Source organism: Flagellimonas oceanensis, from assembly GCF_003992595.1.
GTDB lineage: Bacteria > Bacteroidota > Bacteroidia > Flavobacteriales > Flavobacteriaceae > Flagellimonas > Flagellimonas oceanensis.
Genome location: NZ_RZNA01000047.1, coordinates 49,224 through 66,779, shown reverse-complemented (window position 1 = coordinate 66,779; position 17,556 = coordinate 49,224). Strand labels below are relative to the sequence as shown.

Sequence of the window (17,556 nt, the reverse complement as noted above, 5' to 3'; positions counted from 1 at the left end):
TCACTTTATTATTTCAACACCGTGAACTCAATGTTGGAATCGGTAAATACGGTATGGGTTTGGGTTTTGAAATCGGATTCGTCCGCCTTAAAGATATTGTCCACATAGGTCTGTGGGTTCAAATCGATTAGTGGGAACCAAGTACTCTGCACCTGAATCTGCAATTTGTGTCCTTTTTTAATGGTATGGAACACATCCTGAAGCTTGATGTCCACATCGGTCTTTTGATTGGGCGTAAACGGTTCCGGGTCGGAAAAGCTGTTTCGGAATCGACCACGGAGCACCTCGCTCCTTACCATTAAATGGTAATTGCTCATCTTAAGATGATCCTGCATTTCCTCATTGGTTTCGGCATCGGCTGGGTGCACATCGATAACTTTCACGATCCAATCGGCCGCGGTGCCTGTAGTGGCCACTTTCAGTTTGGCCAAAATATCCCCGGCCAAAGTAAGGTCTTCCTCCATCACATCGGTTTCAAAAACCAGGACATCCGAGCGTCTTGCCGCAAAACGCTGATCATCGGTCATATATTTTCTCGGTGTGAAAACGGTCTTCACATCTTCGGAATAGGGAACGGGTTTCTTTACATTGCTGACAAACTGAATTCCCGTGGTTTCCTTGGGTTCTGATGTGAGTTCTTGGTCATCGGAGAGGTACATGGTCTGTTTAACAGCGTTTTCAGGCGGCCAAGCATCATATTTTTTCCACTCTTTCTTGCCTGTATCGAACACATAGGCCTCGGGCAATCCAGAATTTCCATTACCCTCTCCTTTTAGGAAATGATTGAAAAACTTGGTCTCAATCTCCTTCTGGAAGAATAGGGATATGGAATCACCGAAATAGTAGTTGCCCACGGCATTTCGTTGCTTTGTTCTGGCCCAAGCTCCGTGATCCCATGGCCCGAACACCATGGTATTGTAGTTGTCTTCGTTGTATTCTTCAATATTTTTATAGGTTTCCAACGGACCATGAAGGTCTTCTGCATCAAACCATCCTCCTACAATCATGGTCGCAACACTGCTCTTTACATTTTTCAAATGCTGGATCAGGCCCCTACTTTGCCACATGGCATCGTAATTGGGATGTTCTTTCAATTCATTCCAAAAGAAATCATCGGTCACACCTTCGGGACGCATGGTCGGGGTATCGGCGGTTTCATATTCAAAGAAATGGTCCAGGTTCTTTAATGGTCCCGCGTCCAAAAAGAACTGGTACTGATCCTCTGTGGGCAGATTGGGAAGCGTGTACCAAGCTGTATCTATGGGCTGGTCCCCATTGGGTCTCGGGGTTCCAAAAAGTGAGGTGGCCCTGAAATAGCTCAACAGATAAGCTCCATTGTGATGGAAATCATCAAAAAAGAAATCCCCGATACAGGCCTGTGGCGAAGCTGCTTTCAAGGCAGGATGTGCATCAACTGTCGCGTAGGTAGCATAATAACCAGGGTAGGATATCCCCCAAATACCTACGTTGCCATTATTGTTCTCCACATTGTTCACCAACCATTCAATGGTATCATAGGTGTCCGAACTTTCATCCACCTGATCATCGGAGGTCTTATTGGGAATGTAGGGGCGCATATTCACATAATGTCCCTCACTGAGCCATCTTCCCCTGACATCTTGGTAAACGATGATGTTCCCCTCTTTCATCAAATGTTCATTGGGACCGATTCTCGTCCTTAAATTCCCCTCTCCATACGGTCTGGAACTATATGGGGTACGCTGCATGATAATGGGGTACGCTTTGGAAGTATCCTTTGGAGCATAGATAGTGGTGTGCAGTTTTACCCCGTCCCGCATTTCAATGTCCACCTCTTTTTTGGTGTAATTGTCGACCACGTAGGTGTCTACTTCTTGCACCTCGGTCTTTACGGTTTTTTTACAACTGACGGTTACCGTCAACATTAAAATACATAGGAACAGAATTCTAACCGAACTTCTCATTTTTGTTATTTTTTGATATGCTAAAGCTACTAAAGTTCGTGTTAGTATACCAATAAAAAAAGGAGCCTTGACAAAGCTCCTTTCCGTCCATGTTTTCAATGGTGGTTTACAAACCAAAAGCCTCTTTTACCTTGTCTACCATATCCAATTTCTCCCATGTGAAAAGCTCCACTTCCTTTTCGATTCTTCCGTTATAGGGAGATTCAAAAACCTTCGTCGTGGTTCTGGGTTCTTTGCCCAAATGACCGTATGCAGCCGTTTCCAAATAAATGGGATTACGAAGCTTAAGGCGATCTTCAATGGCAAATGGTCGCATATCGAAGAGTTCGGATGCCTTTTGTGCAATTTCCCCATCGGTCATATCCACATTGGAAGATTTATAGGTGTCCACAAAAATAGATGTGGGTTCCACTACCCCAATGGCATAACTTACCTGTACCAAAATTTCGCCGGCGACGCCTGCCGCCACTAAGTTCTTGGCCATATGACGAGCGGCATATGCTGCGCTTCTGTCAACCTTGCTTGGGTCTTTTCCACTGAAAGCCCCACCTCCATGGGCCCCTTTTCCCCCGTAGGTGTCCACCACGATTTTTCTTCCGGTAAGACCCGCATCGCCATGCGGTCCACCAATTACAAACTTCCCGGTTGGGTTGATGTGATATTTGATGTTGTCGGTAAAGAGTTTTTGAATACTCTCGGGCAGCAATTTTTTTACCTCGGGAATCAAGATATTGATGATATCGTACTTGATCTTGGCCAACATGGCCTCATCCGAATCAAATTCATCATGTTGGGTGGAAACCACAATGGTATCAATCCGTTGCGGCACATTGTCATCTGAATACTCAATGGTCACTTGGGCCTTTGCATCGGGACGCAAATAGGGGATTCGTGTCCCCTCTTTTCTTAAATCGGCGAGCACCTCCAAAATCTTGTGCGAGATATCCAATGCCAAAGGCATGTAGTTGTCGGTCTCTGTTGTGGCGTAGCCGAACATCATTCCTTGGTCGCCCGCACCCTGCTCCTCTTTTGTTCCGCGATCAACACCTTGGTTGATGTCCTGCGATTGCTCATGAATCAATGAGATGACCCCACAGGAATCGCCACTGAATTTATATTCGCCCTTGGTGTAGCCAATTTTGTTTATGACCTCCCTGGCAATGCTCTGCAAATCCACATAGGTATGGCTCTTTACCTCACCTGCCAACACCACTTGACCGGTGGTCACCATGGTTTCGCACGCCACTTTGCTCTCGGGGTCAAAGGCCAAAAAATTATCCAACAATGCATCACTGATCTGATCCGCGATCTTATCCGGATGCCCCTCACTTACGGATTCTGATGTAAACAAATACGCCATTTCTCTTTTTTAAAATGAAGATTTGACAGAAGTGCGAAGAAGTTCTAGCCCTTGATGAAGAGATGCCAACGGAGGCCGGCACGAACTGCTTTAGCATTTTTCGTATACCTTTTACGGGTAACCGAGGTTGCAATCAGTCAAATCTTTCCTCGTTTTGATGCGCAAAAGTACATATTTGGAACATATTTTAAAACTTTGTCAGTCACTAAAACAAGATGGTCCATTTGAACCAGTTTTTTTTCTTCACGCGGATATACTTTGTATATTGCGACGATTAGAAATTCCCTCATCCATAAACACCAACTTAAAACAATCACATCCCATGCATATTGCTGTAGCAGGAAATATTGGCGCTGGAAAAACCACTTTGACAAACTTACTTGCAAAACACTATAAATGGGAGGCCCATTTTGAGGATGTGGTGGACAATCCTTATCTGGATGATTTTTACACCCAGATGGAACGTTGGAGCTTTAACCTTCAGATCTATTTTCTGAACAGCCGGTACCGTCAGATTTTAAAGATCAGGGAAAGTGGCAAGAGTGTCATCCAAGACAGGACCATTTACGAGGATGCCCATATTTTTGCGCCCAACTTGCACGCGATGGGCCTTATGACCAACCGTGATTTTGAGAATTACAAAGGTCTTTTTGAATTAATGGAAACCTTGGTGCAACCGCCGGATTTAATGATCTATCTCCGTAGTTCTATTCCCAATCTGGTAAGTCAAATACACAAGCGAGGGCGTGATTACGAAAATTCCATTTCCATTGATTACCTCAGCCGTTTGAACGAACGCTACGAAGCTTGGGTAAACACCTACGAAAAAGGCAAATTGCTCATTTTTGATGTGGACAATCTCGATTTTGTGGACAACCCAGAGGATTTGGGCGAAGTCATCAACCGTATCGATGGGGAGATTCACGGGTTGTTTGAGTAATCACTTTAAGAAACAGGTATTCTTTTAAAATTCATTGTGAATTGGATATTGGGTATATTTAGCCACGCTTTACGCCTTAATCAAACCTATACAATCACATGAAAGCATTCCAAAAGATTCAATATGCAACCCTTGCGTTTGCACTTCTTCTATTTTTCAGCACCAACGCACAGGAACTGACCAAAACAAGCCCCGAAGATGTGGGGCTATCTTCTGAGCGTTTGAACTATTTGACACAAATCTTTCAGGATTATATAAATGATGATGAACTATCCGGCGCCACCATTCTTGTGGCTCGAAAAGGTAAAATCGCCTATTTTGAATCCTTTGGCAAAAACGATATCGAGAACAATGTCCCCATGACCAAGGGCTCCATCTTCAGGATAGCCTCACAAACCAAGGCCATTGTCAGCACAGGAATCATGATGCTTCAAGAAAGAGGGAAACTATTGATCACAGATCCCGTTGGAAAATATATGCCTGCCTTTATGGAGACGAAAGTAGCAGTGGCCAAGGATGATGGCCCATACGAAATCGTCGAGGCTGACAGACCCATAACCATTCGTGATCTGCTCACCCATACTTCCGGGGTTTCTTATGGATATGGAATCGCAGCGGACTTATGGCAAGAAGCCAAAATCCAAGGTTGGTATTTTGCCGACCGCGACGAGCCCATCCAAGCAACGGTAAATCGAATGGCAGAACTTCCATTTGAGTCTCAACCCAGAACAAAGTTTGTATATGGCTACAACACCGATATTCTTGGAGCGTTGATTGAAGTTGTTTCAGGTGAATCCCTTGATGTTTTTCTTAAAAAGAACATTCTGGACCCTCTTGGCATGGTAGACACCCATTTTTATCTCCCTTTAGAAAAGAGGGAACGCTTGGCAACCGTTTATTCGGCTACGGAAAATGGATTGGAGCGCGCACCGAATCCTGGTGGTATGGTGGGACAAGGAGCATATGTTGATGGTCCCAGAAAAAGTTTTTCAGGAGGCGCAGGTCTTTTGAGTACTTCCATGGATTATGCCAGATTTTTACAAATGATGCTCAACAAGGGTGAATTTGATGGCAAACGTATTATTTCTCGTAAAACCGTGGAACTGATGACCACCAACCACCTTCCTTTCCCCCGTGATGAAGGACAAGGTTTTGGATTGGGCTTTTCCACTGTTGAAGATTTGGGGCTTCGAGGCGAATTGGGCTCCGAAGGTGAGTTTGCATGGGGAGGTGCCTATCACTCCTCCTATTGGGTAGACCCCAAAGAGGAAATGGTAGTGGTGTATTTTACCCAATTGATTCCCGCAGGCGACATTGACGATCATGGAAAATTACGTGCTTTGATCTATCAAGCGATAATGCATTAAACCCTTATTTCCGTTTCCCTCAACCAAATAGCCCGTTCACTCATTGGCGGTTTACTTCGGTTCTTTTTCAAAGTAGTTTAGAGTTGGGATGAACCCACTGCTATTAACTACGCCTTTTCAGGCCCAAAACTTTGAAAATTATGGAACCGAAAAAAATTCCACAACTGGAGGTAAAACGAAACAGTCTACTCTATTTTTTTGTAGGGATGACCCTAGTACTGTTCATGGCCTATATGGCTTTGGAATGGAAAACCTATTACCAAGACGATTCTTGGGACGTAGGCGAATTAAATATCGACGAGGATTTGATTGAAGACGCAACCATTGTCAAACTTAAAATCCCAGAACCTCCAAAACCCAAAATTCAAGCACCACCCAAAATTGAAATCGCCGATGATGATGAAGATATTGTTGAGGATGTAATCAAACCATCGGAAACCGACCAAGAAACGGAAATAGCCGATGTTGAATCCATTGATGTTGCCGAGGATGACATTCCTGATGAAGTTCCCTTTATCCTTATTGAAAATGCTCCTGTATTCCCAGGCTGTGAAAATGAAAAAACCGAAGAGGACAAAAGAGATTGCTTTCAAGAACACATGCTGAAACATATTCGAAAGAATTTCAGATACCCGGACATTGCCAAGGAAATGGGATTGCAAGGCAGGGTAAGTGTCATTTTCACTGTTCAAAAGGATGGTAGCATTGGCAACGTAAGGCTTAAAGGACCACATGAAAGTTTGGAAAAAGAAGCTGCCCGTATCATCTCCAAGTTGCCCAAATTGCAACCCGGAAAACAAAGAGGAACACCTGTGAAAGTGCCCTATTCAATCCCCATCACATTTAAATTGAACTAACACATTCGACTTCGCTCGAAGTGACAGCATAAAAAAACCACGCCATTGGCGTGGTTTTTCCAGTTTTCAAAAGTACTAGCTAATTCTTTGCCTTAGCACTCCTATACTCTTGTATTTTTTTCTCCAATTCTTCTTTGGTGTCAGCCATAAGTTCCTTGGTTTCCTCCACAACTTCTCCATCTACATTGGAACTTGAAGTAATCACGGCTTTGTAGGCACCATCAGCAGTATTACTCACCTCCACACGGATTTGCTTTTCCACTGCTTTGGTTTCCTTCATTCCCTCTTCGGTAATGGCAATCATGGTTCCATCTTCTTTTACCATACTTACTTCATCAGCTGGCGAGAGACTTACCAAACTAGGGGCAATGACCAATGCCACTACCGACATCAATTTAAGTAAAATATTCAAGGAAGGGCCCGATGTATCCTTAAAAGGATCACCTACGGTATCACCCACTACTGCTGCTTTATGGGCATCACTACCTTTGCGACCATCACTTTCTATGGTTTTCTTGGCATTGTCCCATGCGCCACCGGCATTGGATTGGAATATGGCCATAAGCACCCCGGCCGTGGTAACACCAGCTAGAAGACCTCCTAACATTTCGGCCCCACCAATAAATCCGACGGCTACCGGCACTGCGATAGCCAATAAGCCAGGTAGCACCATTTCCTTAATGGAAGCCTGAGTGGAGATTTCCACACATTTTTGGTACTCTGCCTTACCATCGGCTGCTTCAAAAATTTCCATATCCTCTTTACTGGCTTTTGTAAGGTCCGAATCGTGCTTGCGCATGATTCCCAAAGCCGCCTTTAGTTCCGGTATATCATTGAACTGACGACGAACCTCTTCTATCATGGACATGGCCGCTCTACCCACCGCATTCATCGAAAGGGCAGAGAACACGAAAGGAAGCATTCCCCCGATCAGTAATCCCGCCATGATATCCGGACGGGAAACGTCGATGGATTGCACTCCGGCTGTCTTCATGAAAGCGGCAAAAAGTGCCAATGCAGTCAAAGCTGCGGAGGCGATAGCAAATCCCTTACCAATAGCTGCAGTGGTGTTTCCCACGGCATCCAATTTATCCGTTCTATCACGGACTTCCCCAGGGAGTTCGGCCATTTCGGCGATACCACCAGCGTTATCAGAAATGGGTCCATAGGCGTCAACGGCAAGCTGAATACCCGTATTGGCCAACATTCCCACTGCTGCGATTGCAATTCCATAGAGTCCCGCAAAATGATGGGATACCAATATCGCGGCTGCAATCAATATGATCGGGATGGCAGTGGACATCATACCCACACCCAGACCAGCAATAATATTGGTTGCCGACCCTGTTTCTGACTGACGTACTATGGAGTTTACGGGTTTGGTTCCCGTTCCTGTATAATATTCTGTTACTTTTCCAACCAACAATCCGGCCACCAGACCGGCAATCGTTGCCAAGAAAACGCCCATGGAAGTAAATTCTTTTCCGCCTTCGACCCAAGATTCAGGAAGCATGGCATTGATTATAAAGTAGGATGCGACCAACATCAAACCTGCTGATCCAAATTCTCCAATATTCAAGGCGGTCTGTGGGTTTCCACCATCTTTGACTCGAACAAAGAATGTTCCGATAATCGACATAATGATTCCGACCGCAGCCAAAGCCAATGGCAAGTATACGGCTCCTAACCCATCAAAAGCAGCTTGAAATTCCGGTAATCCAGCGAAAACCGCCCCCAATACCATGGTACCAATTATGGAACCTACGTACGACTCAAAAAGGTCAGCACCCATACCGGCAACATCCCCTACGTTGTCCCCAACGTTATCCGCAATGGTTGCAGGGTTCAAAGGGTGGTCCTCAGGAATTCCCGCTTCTACCTTCCCTACCAAATCAGCGCCAACATCGGCGGCTTTGGTGTAAATACCTCCACCCACACGGGCAAAAAGTGCAATGGACGAGGCTCCAAGCGAAAAACCGGAAAGTACATTCAAAACTTCGGCGATTTCCCAACCTTGTCCACTGTAGATCATGAACAGTCCACTCAATCCAAGAACTCCAAGGCCTACTACTCCAAGTCCCATCACAGCGCCTCCCGCAAAGGCGACTTCGAGTGCTTTACCAAGAGATGTTCTTGCTGCATTGGTTGTTCTTACATTGGCCTTGGTCGCGACTTTCATCCCGATGAAACCTGCCAAAGCAGAACAAATGGCCCCCACCACGAAAGAGATGGCCACCATACCGTTGGAGCCGGATTCGTTACTTCCCTTGAAGAAGAGCAGAACGGCCACACAAATAACGAAGATGCTCAGTATCTTATACTCGGCCTTTAAAAATGACATTGCCCCATCGGCAATGTTCTTGGCAATCCTTGCCATTTTTTCGTCCCCCACCTCTTGTTTTGAAATCCATACGTTCTTGATGAACACATAAAGGAGTGCCAAGACACCAAATACAGGCAAAAATTTTACGATTAAATCCATAGGTTAGATTGTTTAGAATTTTTTTAATGCCAGCTAATGTAATAAAATACGAAGTAATAAAAAAAATGCGCCTTTAATTATTAAAAGCGCATTTTTTTAAAGTTATTCTTATGTAATCTATATCGTGAAGGCGCGCCTCTTTTTGTGGTCGCTATCTTCGTAACGTTGTACACATTCCTGATAGATTTTAACGGCTTCGTTGACATCTCCCCAACCACCGGTATCTACTTTCTTCTCTTCCAGATCTTTGTACACTTGGAAGAAGTGTTCGATTTCTTTCAATCGGTGTGGGTTCAATTCACTAATATCATCTCTTTTGCTCCAGATAGGATCGGAAACAGGAACACAGATCACCTTTTCATCAGGACCTTTCTCATCTGTCATGTGGAAAACCCCAACTGGTTTCACTTCCACAACCACCATGGGATAAGTTGGTTCGGTACAAAGAACCAATACATCCAATGGGTCGCCATCCAAGGCCAAGGTTTCTGGAATAAATCCATAATCGCCAGGATACATCATTGAAGAAAATAAGGTTCGATCGAACCGAATCTTGTTAAGGGCAAAATCGTATTCGTACTTGTTTCGGCTACCTTTGGGAATTTCTACCAGTACATCAAAGGTAATACGTGGTTTTTTAGACATGTTAGTGATAAATTTATTATGCAAAAATAACCAGTATAACTGGAATAGCCCCCATAAATTGCCCGTTTCGTGTGAATTAAAAGCTAAATCCGAAAGTTCCGGTTATCCCAAAGGCCCTTGCATCTGGATTCTCGAGGTAATTCCCTCTAAAATTAAAGTCTATACGCAGTATTTTGAAGATGTTGCCCACACCAAATGAATATTCCCAATACACTTGGTCATCGGGTGCCATCAAAGGAATGTTCGTGGGAGCGCTCAGAGCGATGTTTTCTTCTGAAAGCTGACCCCATGCCCCTCTTACTCCGACAATTTCCCTGAGATTGAGTTTACGCATCCAAGGAATCCGGGAAAACAAACGCCCGTTGAAGTTATGTTCCAAATGCACCGTAGCATAGGTATCCGTGACGAACTCGTAGAAATCCAGATTGGGAAATGCATTGTACAACGAGAACAAGGTCTGGTTTCCAGGGATAACGCTCAACAGGCCCAAAGGCACGGCCCCAAAGGTTTTACCCAGTTCCACACTACTGGTCAAGCGACCAAAACCTCCAATCTGCCAGGGTTGTCGGTAGGAGAACTGGACTTTCTCATAGTCGAAATCACTTTCCAGGAAACCATCCACACCTTTGGTGTATTTTAAAATCAAGGTACTGTAATCATCATTGATATTGGAACGCTCCACCCCGTATCCAATGGTGCGCTTGCCGGGAGTGTAGATCAATGTGGTACTCAAGTCAAACTGTTTCACTTCCGATGCGATTCCCGTTGGCGAATTAGGGTCCACATAATCCAGACTAAAAGCATCGGGCAGGGCAGAACTCAGTGTGCGGAAAGAGCCTCCCACATTGATTCTGAAATTTTTCACGGGTTCCATCTCAAAGTTGAGTGTGGAAAGATTGATGTTCGTCAAACGGTCGTTGGACCCCACCGTCACCAAAGAAGATGAAGCGATGCTCCGCCCCATCACATCGTTGGTACTCGTCAAACTTAGCCCCAGCTGTTCGATATCCCTTCGGTTCCCCCCCGAAATGATGAGCCGGTTCTTTCTGTCCAGCAAAAACTTGCCCGAGAATCCGTGCTTGAATTTTTTGTCATCAAATCCATAGGCCATATAGCCTTCCAAGCGCCACATATCGTTCTGTCCGAAGTACGTCCGTGCCCCGGCTCGCATCCGAATCCCTTCAGCATCGTTATAGCCAAAAGTGCTGTAAATATCCCCGATATCGATGTTCCATTTATCGATTTCGATATACCCCGATCCCAAAACACTCACAATATCATAATAGGTTCGGAACTTGGGAACGGTCTTTAAGGTATCCAACAGCTTGAATATTCCCGATTCATCCTCGTTCAAGCTTTCCAAACGCGCATTTTTCCAAAAAACACTGTCTTGCGAGAACACCCTTGGGTCATAAGGGTCGGCCACAGCTTTATAAAACTCTTCTGGTCGTGGGTTATTAAAATTGTAATTGTCAAACACAGTGGTCCGCTTACCGTAGACTCCACGCGATTCTTCTTTTTTGGAGAAACTAAAGTCACTCAACATATAATCACGCTTCAAGAGAAAGACCGAATCACTGACCACCTCAAAATCCTGTTCGATATAGATATCCTTTACCCAGTTGATATTGGCACTCTTAGTGACCTGCATATTGATCTTCTTGATGGCGTAGGTGGTATCGTTTACCCAAAAATCCCCTTTAAACGTGAGTTCGTTCTTTCGCCTGGGGTAATAAATAATATTGTAGCACCATTTATCATCAATATATGTACTGTCGGACAAAACATAGTTATAGACGTCAACCCCGGTCTTGGACAATGGACTGGTAAAACTCTTATCAAAAAACTTAAGGTAGTTGTCGTAAATGTCGTAATCGGAATAGAGATCTTCCACAAAGGCGGTTATGGCCTGATTGCCACTGAATCCAGAGTTTTTATTGCCCAGTACATCCTCTTTCTCTTTATCCAGCACATTATCCCCGTACACTTTGGAAAAAGTTTCGTTCAGGAACATGGGCAAATAGGTCTTTCCCGTGATTCGGGAAGTATCCAAATCCTCGAACATGAATTCCAGCCCCTTGAAAAGTTTGCTTTTGATCAAGGCACTGTCAATGGTATTGAGGTCAAACTCGATTTTCTCATACTTATCGTATTGGTACTGCTTGAACTTGCGTACGCCGTTCTCCCTTTTTTTGGCCCAAATTTTTCGGAGAATATCAATCGCTGGATTGTTCTTTTTGGATTGCTTCCCCGTATAGATGACGACTTCCTGTAGCTGCTCAGCAGATTCCGCGAGCACGATCTCCATACCATAGTTTACCTTTTCCTCCAATGGGATTTCCAAAGTCTCATACCCGATGAAGGATACTTTGATGGCATCGTAGGTTTCATCAGACTCCATGTAAAAACGACCATTATCGTTGGTAATGGTGCCTTCGGAGGAATTAACGAAAATGATGTTCGCAAAGGCGATGGGCATACCGGTATCATCGGTAACGACACCCTCGATTTTGGTCTGTGCGGCAACACAAGTGATAAATAGGAGAAAAAAGACGGAAAGGAATCTTTTCATAGGCAGATGTAAGGGACGATTGGGAAAACACAATTGCTTCCCAATTCATATTTAGGTCAAATTTGGTTCAAAGTAGTTTCTAATCAAAAAATATTCCCTAAAAAAAGCCCCATCAACAAAGTTGACAGGGCTAATATACCTTACAAATATGATTCTATAGCTTATATAACACTTTCTTAACAGCCTTGATGACATCCTCGTGGTTGGGCAACCACTCTGCCAAAAGTACTGGTGAGTATGGAGCGGGCGTATCCGCAGTGTTCAATTTTACGATAGGTGCATCCAAGTAATCGAATGCCTTGTCCTGGACATGATAGATGATTTCGGTGGCCACATTACCAAAAGGCCATGCTTCTTCCAAAATTACCATTCTGTTGGTTTTCTTCACAGAGGTCAAGATGGCTTCATGGTCCATTGGGCGAACTGTTCTCAAATCGATGATTTCACAGCTAATCCCGTCTTTTTCCAATTCATCGGCGGCTTTGTAGGCCTCTTTGATGATTTTTCCAAAAGAAACGATGGTCACATCCGTACCCTCTCTTTTAATATCGGCAACACCCAAAGGGATTGTGTATTCTCCTTCCGGCACCTCGCCCTTGTCTCCGTACATTTGCTCTGACTCCATGAAAATCACGGGATCGTCATCACGAATCGCCGATTTCAACAAACCTTTGGCATCGGCTGGGTTCGAAGGAACCACCACCTTAAGACCTGGCGTATTGGCATACCAGCTTTCAAAAGCTTGGGAGTGTGTAGCGGCCAACTGTCCAGCAGAAGCGGTTGGGCCTCTAAATACGATGGGGCAATTGAACTGCCCTCCGGACATTTGACGGATTTTCGCGGCGTTGTTTATGATTTGGTCAATTCCCACCAAAGAGAAGTTGAACGTCATGAATTCTATAATGGGCCTATTGCCGTTCATTGCAGAACCCACACCGATACCGGCGAAACCAAGTTCTGAAATGGGGGTATCCAAAACACGCTCCGGTCCGAATTCATCCAACATGCCCTTGGAAGCCTTGTAAGCACCGTTGTATTCGGCTACCTCCTCGCCCATCAGGTAAATGTTCTCATCTCTTCGCATTTCTTCGGACATAGCCTCGGCTATCGCCTCCCTAAACTGTAATGTTTTCATTGAATCGTACTAAATATTTATAGTCTGCTTAAAAACGCAAGCAAAAATAGCAAAAACTACCCGAAATTTGCCTGACCATAATCCAAAAAAAGAACAAAATTTATTATGCATGCATAATAAATTTCGGATTTTATAATTATATTTGAAGACATAAACCTAAAGTATATATGAAGATTTTAGTTTGCATAAGCAACGTTCCGGATACTACTTCCAAAATCAATTTTACGGAAGGCGATACCCAGTTTGACACAAACGGGGTTCAATTTGTTATTAATCCCAATGATGAATTCGGATTAACCCGTGCCATGTGGTTCAAAGAGAAGCAAGGCGCCACGGTTCACGTGGTCAATGTTGGTGGTGCCCAAACCGAGCCGACCATCAGAAAAGCTTTGGCCATTGGTGCCGATGAGGCGATTCGAGTAAATGCGGAGCCAAAAGACGGTTTCTTCGTGGCCCAGCAATTGGCCGAAGTGGTCAAAAATGGGGAATACGACCTTATTATTGCAGGTAGGGAATCCATCGACTACAATGGTGGTATGGTTCCAGGAATACTCGCAACCTTATTGGACATGAATTTTGTGAACACCTGCATCAGCCTCGAGATCGATGGCGACACAGCAACAGCGGTTCGTGAAATCGATGGTGGTAAGGAAAAAATAAGCACATCGCTTCCCTTGGTCATCGGTGGACAGAAAGGTCTGGTAGAGGAAAGTGACCTTCGCATCCCCAACATGAGAGGAATCATGATGGCCCGTAAAAAAGCATTGAACGTGGTAGAACCCGTTGATGCCACACAGCCCACACAAGACCAAAAATTTGAAAAACCTGCGGCCAAGGGACCTGTTAAATTGGTCGATGCCGGCAATGTGGGAGAATTGGTCGAACTACTGCACAACGAAGCAAAAGTCATCTAAACAAGATTAAGAAATTATGTCAGTATTAGTATATACAGAATCCCTTAAGGGAAAATTCAAAAAAAATGCCTTCGAAGTGGCCTCTTACGCACATAAAGTGGCCCAGGATTTAGGCACAACCGTAACAGCGGTCTCTTTTAATGCCGAGGACGATGCCTCTTTGGGAACCTATGGGGCCTCCAAGGTTTTAAAGGTATCAGACGACTCCTTGACAACCTTTAACGCCAAGGCCTATGCAGAAGTATTGGCCGAGGCCGCTAAAGCTGAGGACGCGAAAGTAATTATATTGAGTTCCAGCGCGGACAGTAAGTTTTTGGCACCCATTCTAGCTGCCAAACTCACTGCAGGATATGTACCCAACGTAGTGGCTGCCCCAGAAAGCACCTCGCCTTTTGTGGTAAAGCGGACAGCCTTCAGTAATAAAGGGTTTGCCATGACCGAGATTTCATCGGATATCAAAATCGTAGGAGTCTCCAATAACGCTTTTGGTGTGGTGGAGAACAACGTTTCAGCTTCCGTTGAAGACTTTGGCCCATCTTTGGGCGACGATGCTTTTGCCGTTAAATCGGTGGAAGTAGATCGTGTGGTCGGAAAAGCAACAATTGCCGATGCAGATATTGTGGTATCGGGAGGTCGTGGACTCAAAGGACCGGAAAATTGGGGCATGGTTGAAGAATTGGCCGACGTATTGGGCGCAGCCACAGCTTGCTCCAAGCCAGTTTCCGACATGGGATGGCGTCCTCACAGCGAGCACGTGGGGCAAACAGGAAAGCCAGTGGCGAGTAATCTTTATATCGCTATCGGTATCTCTGGGGCCATTCAGCATTTGGCAGGTATCAATGCATCCAAAGTAAAAGTGGTCATCAACAACGACCCAGAAGCACCTTTCTTCAAGGCAGCGGATTACGGTATCGTCGGGGATGCCTTCGAGGTAGTGCCCGAACTCATCGAAAAATTAAAAGAATTTAAAGCCCAAAACGCTTAAATTTTGTTAATTTGCCCATTGCAAGGGGCTGTTCAGATAACTGGTAGAGCCACTTATTTGAACGGCCCCTTTGCTTTAGGAGGAGATATATGAGTTTAGTACGATTAAAAATAAAGGGGATATCCTACAGCCAAACGCAAAATGGCGCATACGCCCTTATTTTAAATGAAGAGGAGGGAGACCGTAAACTTCCCATTGTTATAGGCGCATTTGAAGCACAATCCATTGCCATTGCACTGGAAAAAGAGATAAAACCGCCCAGACCATTGACACACGACCTGTTCAAGAATTTTGCGGACAGGTTCAAAATCGTGGTCAAACAGGTAATCATCCATAAGTTGGTGGATGGTGTTTTCTATTCCAGCATTATTTGTGAGCGAGATAACGATGAGGAAATCATCGATGCCCGCACCAGTGATGCCATTGCACTTGCTCTGCGATTTGATGCCCCCATTTTCACATACAAAACCATTCTTGACAAGGCCGGTATTTTTCTGAAATTTTCTTCCAAAGAAAAAGAAGAAGATGAGGAGGACGATAGCATCATGGTCGATGAAATCCTGCAGGAGGAAGAAACCGTGGAAATAGAATCGGGTGCAGACACCCATGGATACCGTGAAATGTCCCTACAGGAACTCCACAAAGAATTGGACAAGGCAGTGGCCAGCGAAGACTACGAAAAGGCTGCCAAATTGAGGGATGAGATTTCCAAGCGCAAATAAACAACCAGCATACATGGCGAAAAAGACCCAAAGTTTACTGATACTTTTATTCATTTGTTCGGTCGCTTTCGGCCAAAATTCATTGCCCGGAGATTCCCTTAACGTTGCCATCGGCTCCACTATTACGGAAACCGTTTCCCAAGCTGAAACTGCAGAGATCATACCCAACCAAGGCTTTACCTTTACTACATTTTTGCGTGGTGCACTAGGCATGGCCGTACTTATTCTAATTTCCTTTTTGTTCAGTTCCAACAGAAAGGCCATCAATTGGAAAACCGTAGGAATTGGCTTGTCTTTACAGGTATTGATTGCCATCGGGGTACTCAAGGTTCCTTTTGTGCAATATATTTTTGAGCAGGTCGGAAGCATTTTCGTCAGCATCTTGGATTTCACACGGGCAGGAAGTCAGTTCCTTTTTGAAGGACTGGTAGTGGACATGGACACTTTTGGATACATCTTCGCTTTTCAAGTATTGCCTACCATCATATTTTTCTCGGCCCTGACTTCCGTGCTCTATTATTTAGGCGTGATTCAAGTCGTGGTCAAATGGATGGCATGGTTGCTTTCCAAAACCTTGGGCATATCGGGTGCAGAAAGCCTATCGGTTGCTGGTAACATCTTTTTGGGACAGACCGAAGCACCTTTGCTCATCAAAGCCTACTTGGAAAAGATGAACAAATCGGAGATCCTTTTGGTCATGATTGGCGGCATGGCCACTGTAGCTGGAGCTGTTTTGGCCGCTTACATTGGGTTTTTAGGGGGAGACGACCCCGAACTTCGTCTGGTCTTTGCCAAGCACCTTTTGGCGGCATCGGTAATGGCAGCACCTGGGGCCATCGTAATTTCAAAGATACTATATCCCCAGACCGAGAAGGTCAATACTGATGTAGAAGTATCTTCGGAAAAAATCGGGGCCAATATCTTGGATGCCATTGCCAATGGAACCACCGAAGGCCTTAAACTTGCCTTGAATGTTGGGGCCATGCTCTTGGTCTTTGTGGCCTTTATCGCCATGATCAACGGAATTTTGGGCTGGGTCGGGGACGTGACGACTTTCAATAATTGGATAGCTGCTAATTCCCCATACACCGAGTTTTCCTTGGAAGCCATTCTTGGGACCATATTCGCACCTTTGATGTGGCTTATTGGTGTTGCCAATGAGGATATTATGCTCATGGGGCAGTTACTTGGGATAAAATTGGCCGCAAGTGAATTTGTGGGCTACATTCAATTGGCGGACCTAAAGAACGTGTCCAGTGGTGTTCACTTTACCTACAATAAATCGGTCATCATGGCTACATACATGCTTTGTGGTTTTGCCAACTTCGCTTCCATCGGTATTCAAATCGGCGGTATCGGCTCTTTGGCGCCCGGTCAACGTAAAGTACTTTCCTCGTTTGGAATGAAAGCAGTTTTGGGTGGGTCGTTGGCCTCATTGCTGTCGGCTACTATTGCAGGGATGATTTTAGGGTAATCTTTCACCCTTTAACCCCCTTTCAGTTAATAAACTCTTCATAAGTCTTTTGTCTTTTTATTTCTAAAACACACTTATTGAAGTAATTTCGATGGATTGATTTTTTGTCATATCGAGCTGTTACCCTGAGCGTAGTCGAAGGGGGCATCGAGATATCACA

13 protein-coding genes are annotated in these 17,556 nt (G+C 44.8%); 7 read left to right on the top strand and 6 right to left on the bottom strand.

Annotated elements, in window-relative coordinates; translation table 11 throughout:
- Window positions 1–8: 8 nt before the first annotated feature.
- Both EO132_RS13310 and metK read right to left on the bottom strand, forming a co-directional pair.
- Window positions 9–1,943 carry a CocE/NonD family hydrolase gene (locus EO132_RS13310; RefSeq protein WP_205780365.1) on the bottom strand — a complete coding sequence of 645 codons (1,935 nt, stop codon included), beginning with the start codon at window positions 1,941–1,943 and terminating at the stop codon, window positions 9–11.
- 106 nt (window positions 1,944–2,049) lie between these two features.
- On the bottom strand, window positions 2,050–3,303 hold the full coding sequence (gene metK, locus EO132_RS13305) for a methionine adenosyltransferase (RefSeq protein WP_127138332.1): 1,254 nt from the start codon (window positions 3,301–3,303) through the stop codon (window positions 2,050–2,052).
- A gap of 322 nt (window positions 3,304–3,625) precedes the next feature.
- Between metK and EO132_RS13300 the strand changes: the two genes are divergently transcribed.
- From EO132_RS13300 to EO132_RS13290, 3 genes are all read left to right on the top strand, one after another.
- Window positions 3,626–4,243: a deoxynucleoside kinase gene (locus EO132_RS13300; RefSeq protein ID WP_100817325.1), complete on the top strand. Its 618-nt coding sequence runs from the start codon at window positions 3,626–3,628 to the stop codon at window positions 4,241–4,243.
- 98 nt (window positions 4,244–4,341) lie between these two features.
- On the top strand, window positions 4,342–5,610 hold the full coding sequence (locus EO132_RS13295; RefSeq protein ID WP_127138331.1) for a serine hydrolase domain-containing protein: 1,269 nt from the start codon (window positions 4,342–4,344) through the stop codon (window positions 5,608–5,610).
- Between the two features lie 140 nt (window positions 5,611–5,750).
- Window positions 5,751–6,467: an energy transducer TonB gene (locus EO132_RS13290; RefSeq protein ID WP_127138330.1), complete on the top strand. Its 717-nt coding sequence runs from the start codon at window positions 5,751–5,753 to the stop codon at window positions 6,465–6,467.
- Window positions 6,468–6,546: 79 nt separating this feature from the next.
- On the opposite strand, the gene EO132_RS13285 is transcribed toward EO132_RS13290, so the two are convergent.
- From EO132_RS13285 to EO132_RS13270, 4 genes are all read right to left on the bottom strand, one after another.
- Window positions 6,547–8,949 (bottom strand): sodium-translocating pyrophosphatase, encoded by a 2,403-nt coding sequence (locus EO132_RS13285; RefSeq protein WP_127138329.1) that lies wholly within the window; start codon window positions 8,947–8,949, stop codon window positions 6,547–6,549.
- A 117-nt stretch (window positions 8,950–9,066) separates the two neighbouring features.
- On the bottom strand, window positions 9,067–9,594 hold the full coding sequence (locus EO132_RS13280) for an inorganic diphosphatase (protein ID WP_127138328.1): 528 nt from the start codon (window positions 9,592–9,594) through the stop codon (window positions 9,067–9,069).
- 76 nt (window positions 9,595–9,670) lie between these two features.
- Window positions 9,671–12,166, bottom strand: a complete 2,496-nt coding sequence (locus EO132_RS13275) for a DUF5686 family protein (protein WP_127138327.1) — start codon at window positions 12,164–12,166, stop codon at window positions 9,671–9,673.
- 154 nt (window positions 12,167–12,320) lie between these two features.
- Window positions 12,321–13,301, bottom strand: a complete 981-nt coding sequence (locus EO132_RS13270) for a pyruvate dehydrogenase complex E1 component subunit beta (RefSeq protein WP_127138326.1) — start codon at window positions 13,299–13,301, stop codon at window positions 12,321–12,323.
- Between the two features lie 167 nt (window positions 13,302–13,468).
- Here EO132_RS13270 and EO132_RS13265 point away from each other — a divergent pair, with 167 nt between their 5' ends.
- From EO132_RS13265 to EO132_RS13250, 4 genes are all read left to right on the top strand, one after another.
- Window positions 13,469–14,215, top strand: a complete 747-nt coding sequence (locus tag EO132_RS13265; protein ID WP_127138325.1) for an electron transfer flavoprotein subunit beta/FixA family protein — start codon at window positions 13,469–13,471, stop codon at window positions 14,213–14,215.
- Between the two features lie 16 nt (window positions 14,216–14,231).
- Entirely contained in the window at window positions 14,232–15,200 is a 969-nt protein-coding gene (locus EO132_RS13260) for an electron transfer flavoprotein subunit alpha/FixB family protein (RefSeq protein WP_127138324.1), read from the top strand.
- Window positions 15,201–15,289: 89 nt separating this feature from the next.
- The gene (locus EO132_RS13255) at window positions 15,290–15,922 is read left to right on the top strand and encodes a bifunctional nuclease family protein (protein WP_127138323.1); all 633 of its coding nucleotides are present in this window, start codon (window positions 15,290–15,292) and stop codon (window positions 15,920–15,922) included.
- Between the two features lie 13 nt (window positions 15,923–15,935).
- Window positions 15,936–17,396, top strand: coding sequence for a NupC/NupG family nucleoside CNT transporter (locus EO132_RS13250; protein WP_127138322.1), 1,461 nt, complete (start codon window positions 15,936–15,938; stop codon window positions 17,394–17,396).
- Window positions 17,397–17,556 lie beyond the last annotated feature (160 nt).

Bases quoted from the DNA above. Each gene is read 5' to 3' on its own strand.
- EO132_RS13310 (WP_205780365.1), bottom strand. From the start codon at position 1,943: ATGAGAAGTTCGGTTAGAATTCTGTTCCTATGTATTTTAATGTTGACG.
- metK (WP_127138332.1), bottom strand. From the start codon at position 3,303: ATGGCGTATTTGTTTACATCAGAATCCGTAAGTGAGGGGCATCCGGAT.
- EO132_RS13300 (WP_100817325.1), top strand. From the start codon at position 3,626: ATGCATATTGCTGTAGCAGGAAATATTGGCGCTGGAAAAACCACTTTG.
- EO132_RS13295 (WP_127138331.1), top strand. From the start codon at position 4,342: ATGAAAGCATTCCAAAAGATTCAATATGCAACCCTTGCGTTTGCACTT.
- EO132_RS13290 (WP_127138330.1), top strand. From the start codon at position 5,751: ATGGAACCGAAAAAAATTCCACAACTGGAGGTAAAACGAAACAGTCTA.
- EO132_RS13285 (WP_127138329.1), bottom strand. From the start codon at position 8,949: ATGGATTTAATCGTAAAATTTTTGCCTGTATTTGGTGTCTTGGCACTC.
- EO132_RS13280 (WP_127138328.1), bottom strand. From the start codon at position 9,594: ATGTCTAAAAAACCACGTATTACCTTTGATGTACTGGTAGAAATTCCC.
- EO132_RS13275 (WP_127138327.1), bottom strand. From the start codon at position 12,166: ATGAAAAGATTCCTTTCCGTCTTTTTTCTCCTATTTATCACTTGTGTT.
- EO132_RS13270 (WP_127138326.1), bottom strand. From the start codon at position 13,301: ATGAAAACATTACAGTTTAGGGAGGCGATAGCCGAGGCTATGTCCGAA.
- EO132_RS13265 (WP_127138325.1), top strand. From the start codon at position 13,469: ATGAAGATTTTAGTTTGCATAAGCAACGTTCCGGATACTACTTCCAAA.
- EO132_RS13260 (WP_127138324.1), top strand. From the start codon at position 14,232: ATGTCAGTATTAGTATATACAGAATCCCTTAAGGGAAAATTCAAAAAA.
- EO132_RS13255 (WP_127138323.1), top strand. From the start codon at position 15,290: ATGAGTTTAGTACGATTAAAAATAAAGGGGATATCCTACAGCCAAACG.
- EO132_RS13250 (WP_127138322.1), top strand. From the start codon at position 15,936: ATGGCGAAAAAGACCCAAAGTTTACTGATACTTTTATTCATTTGTTCG.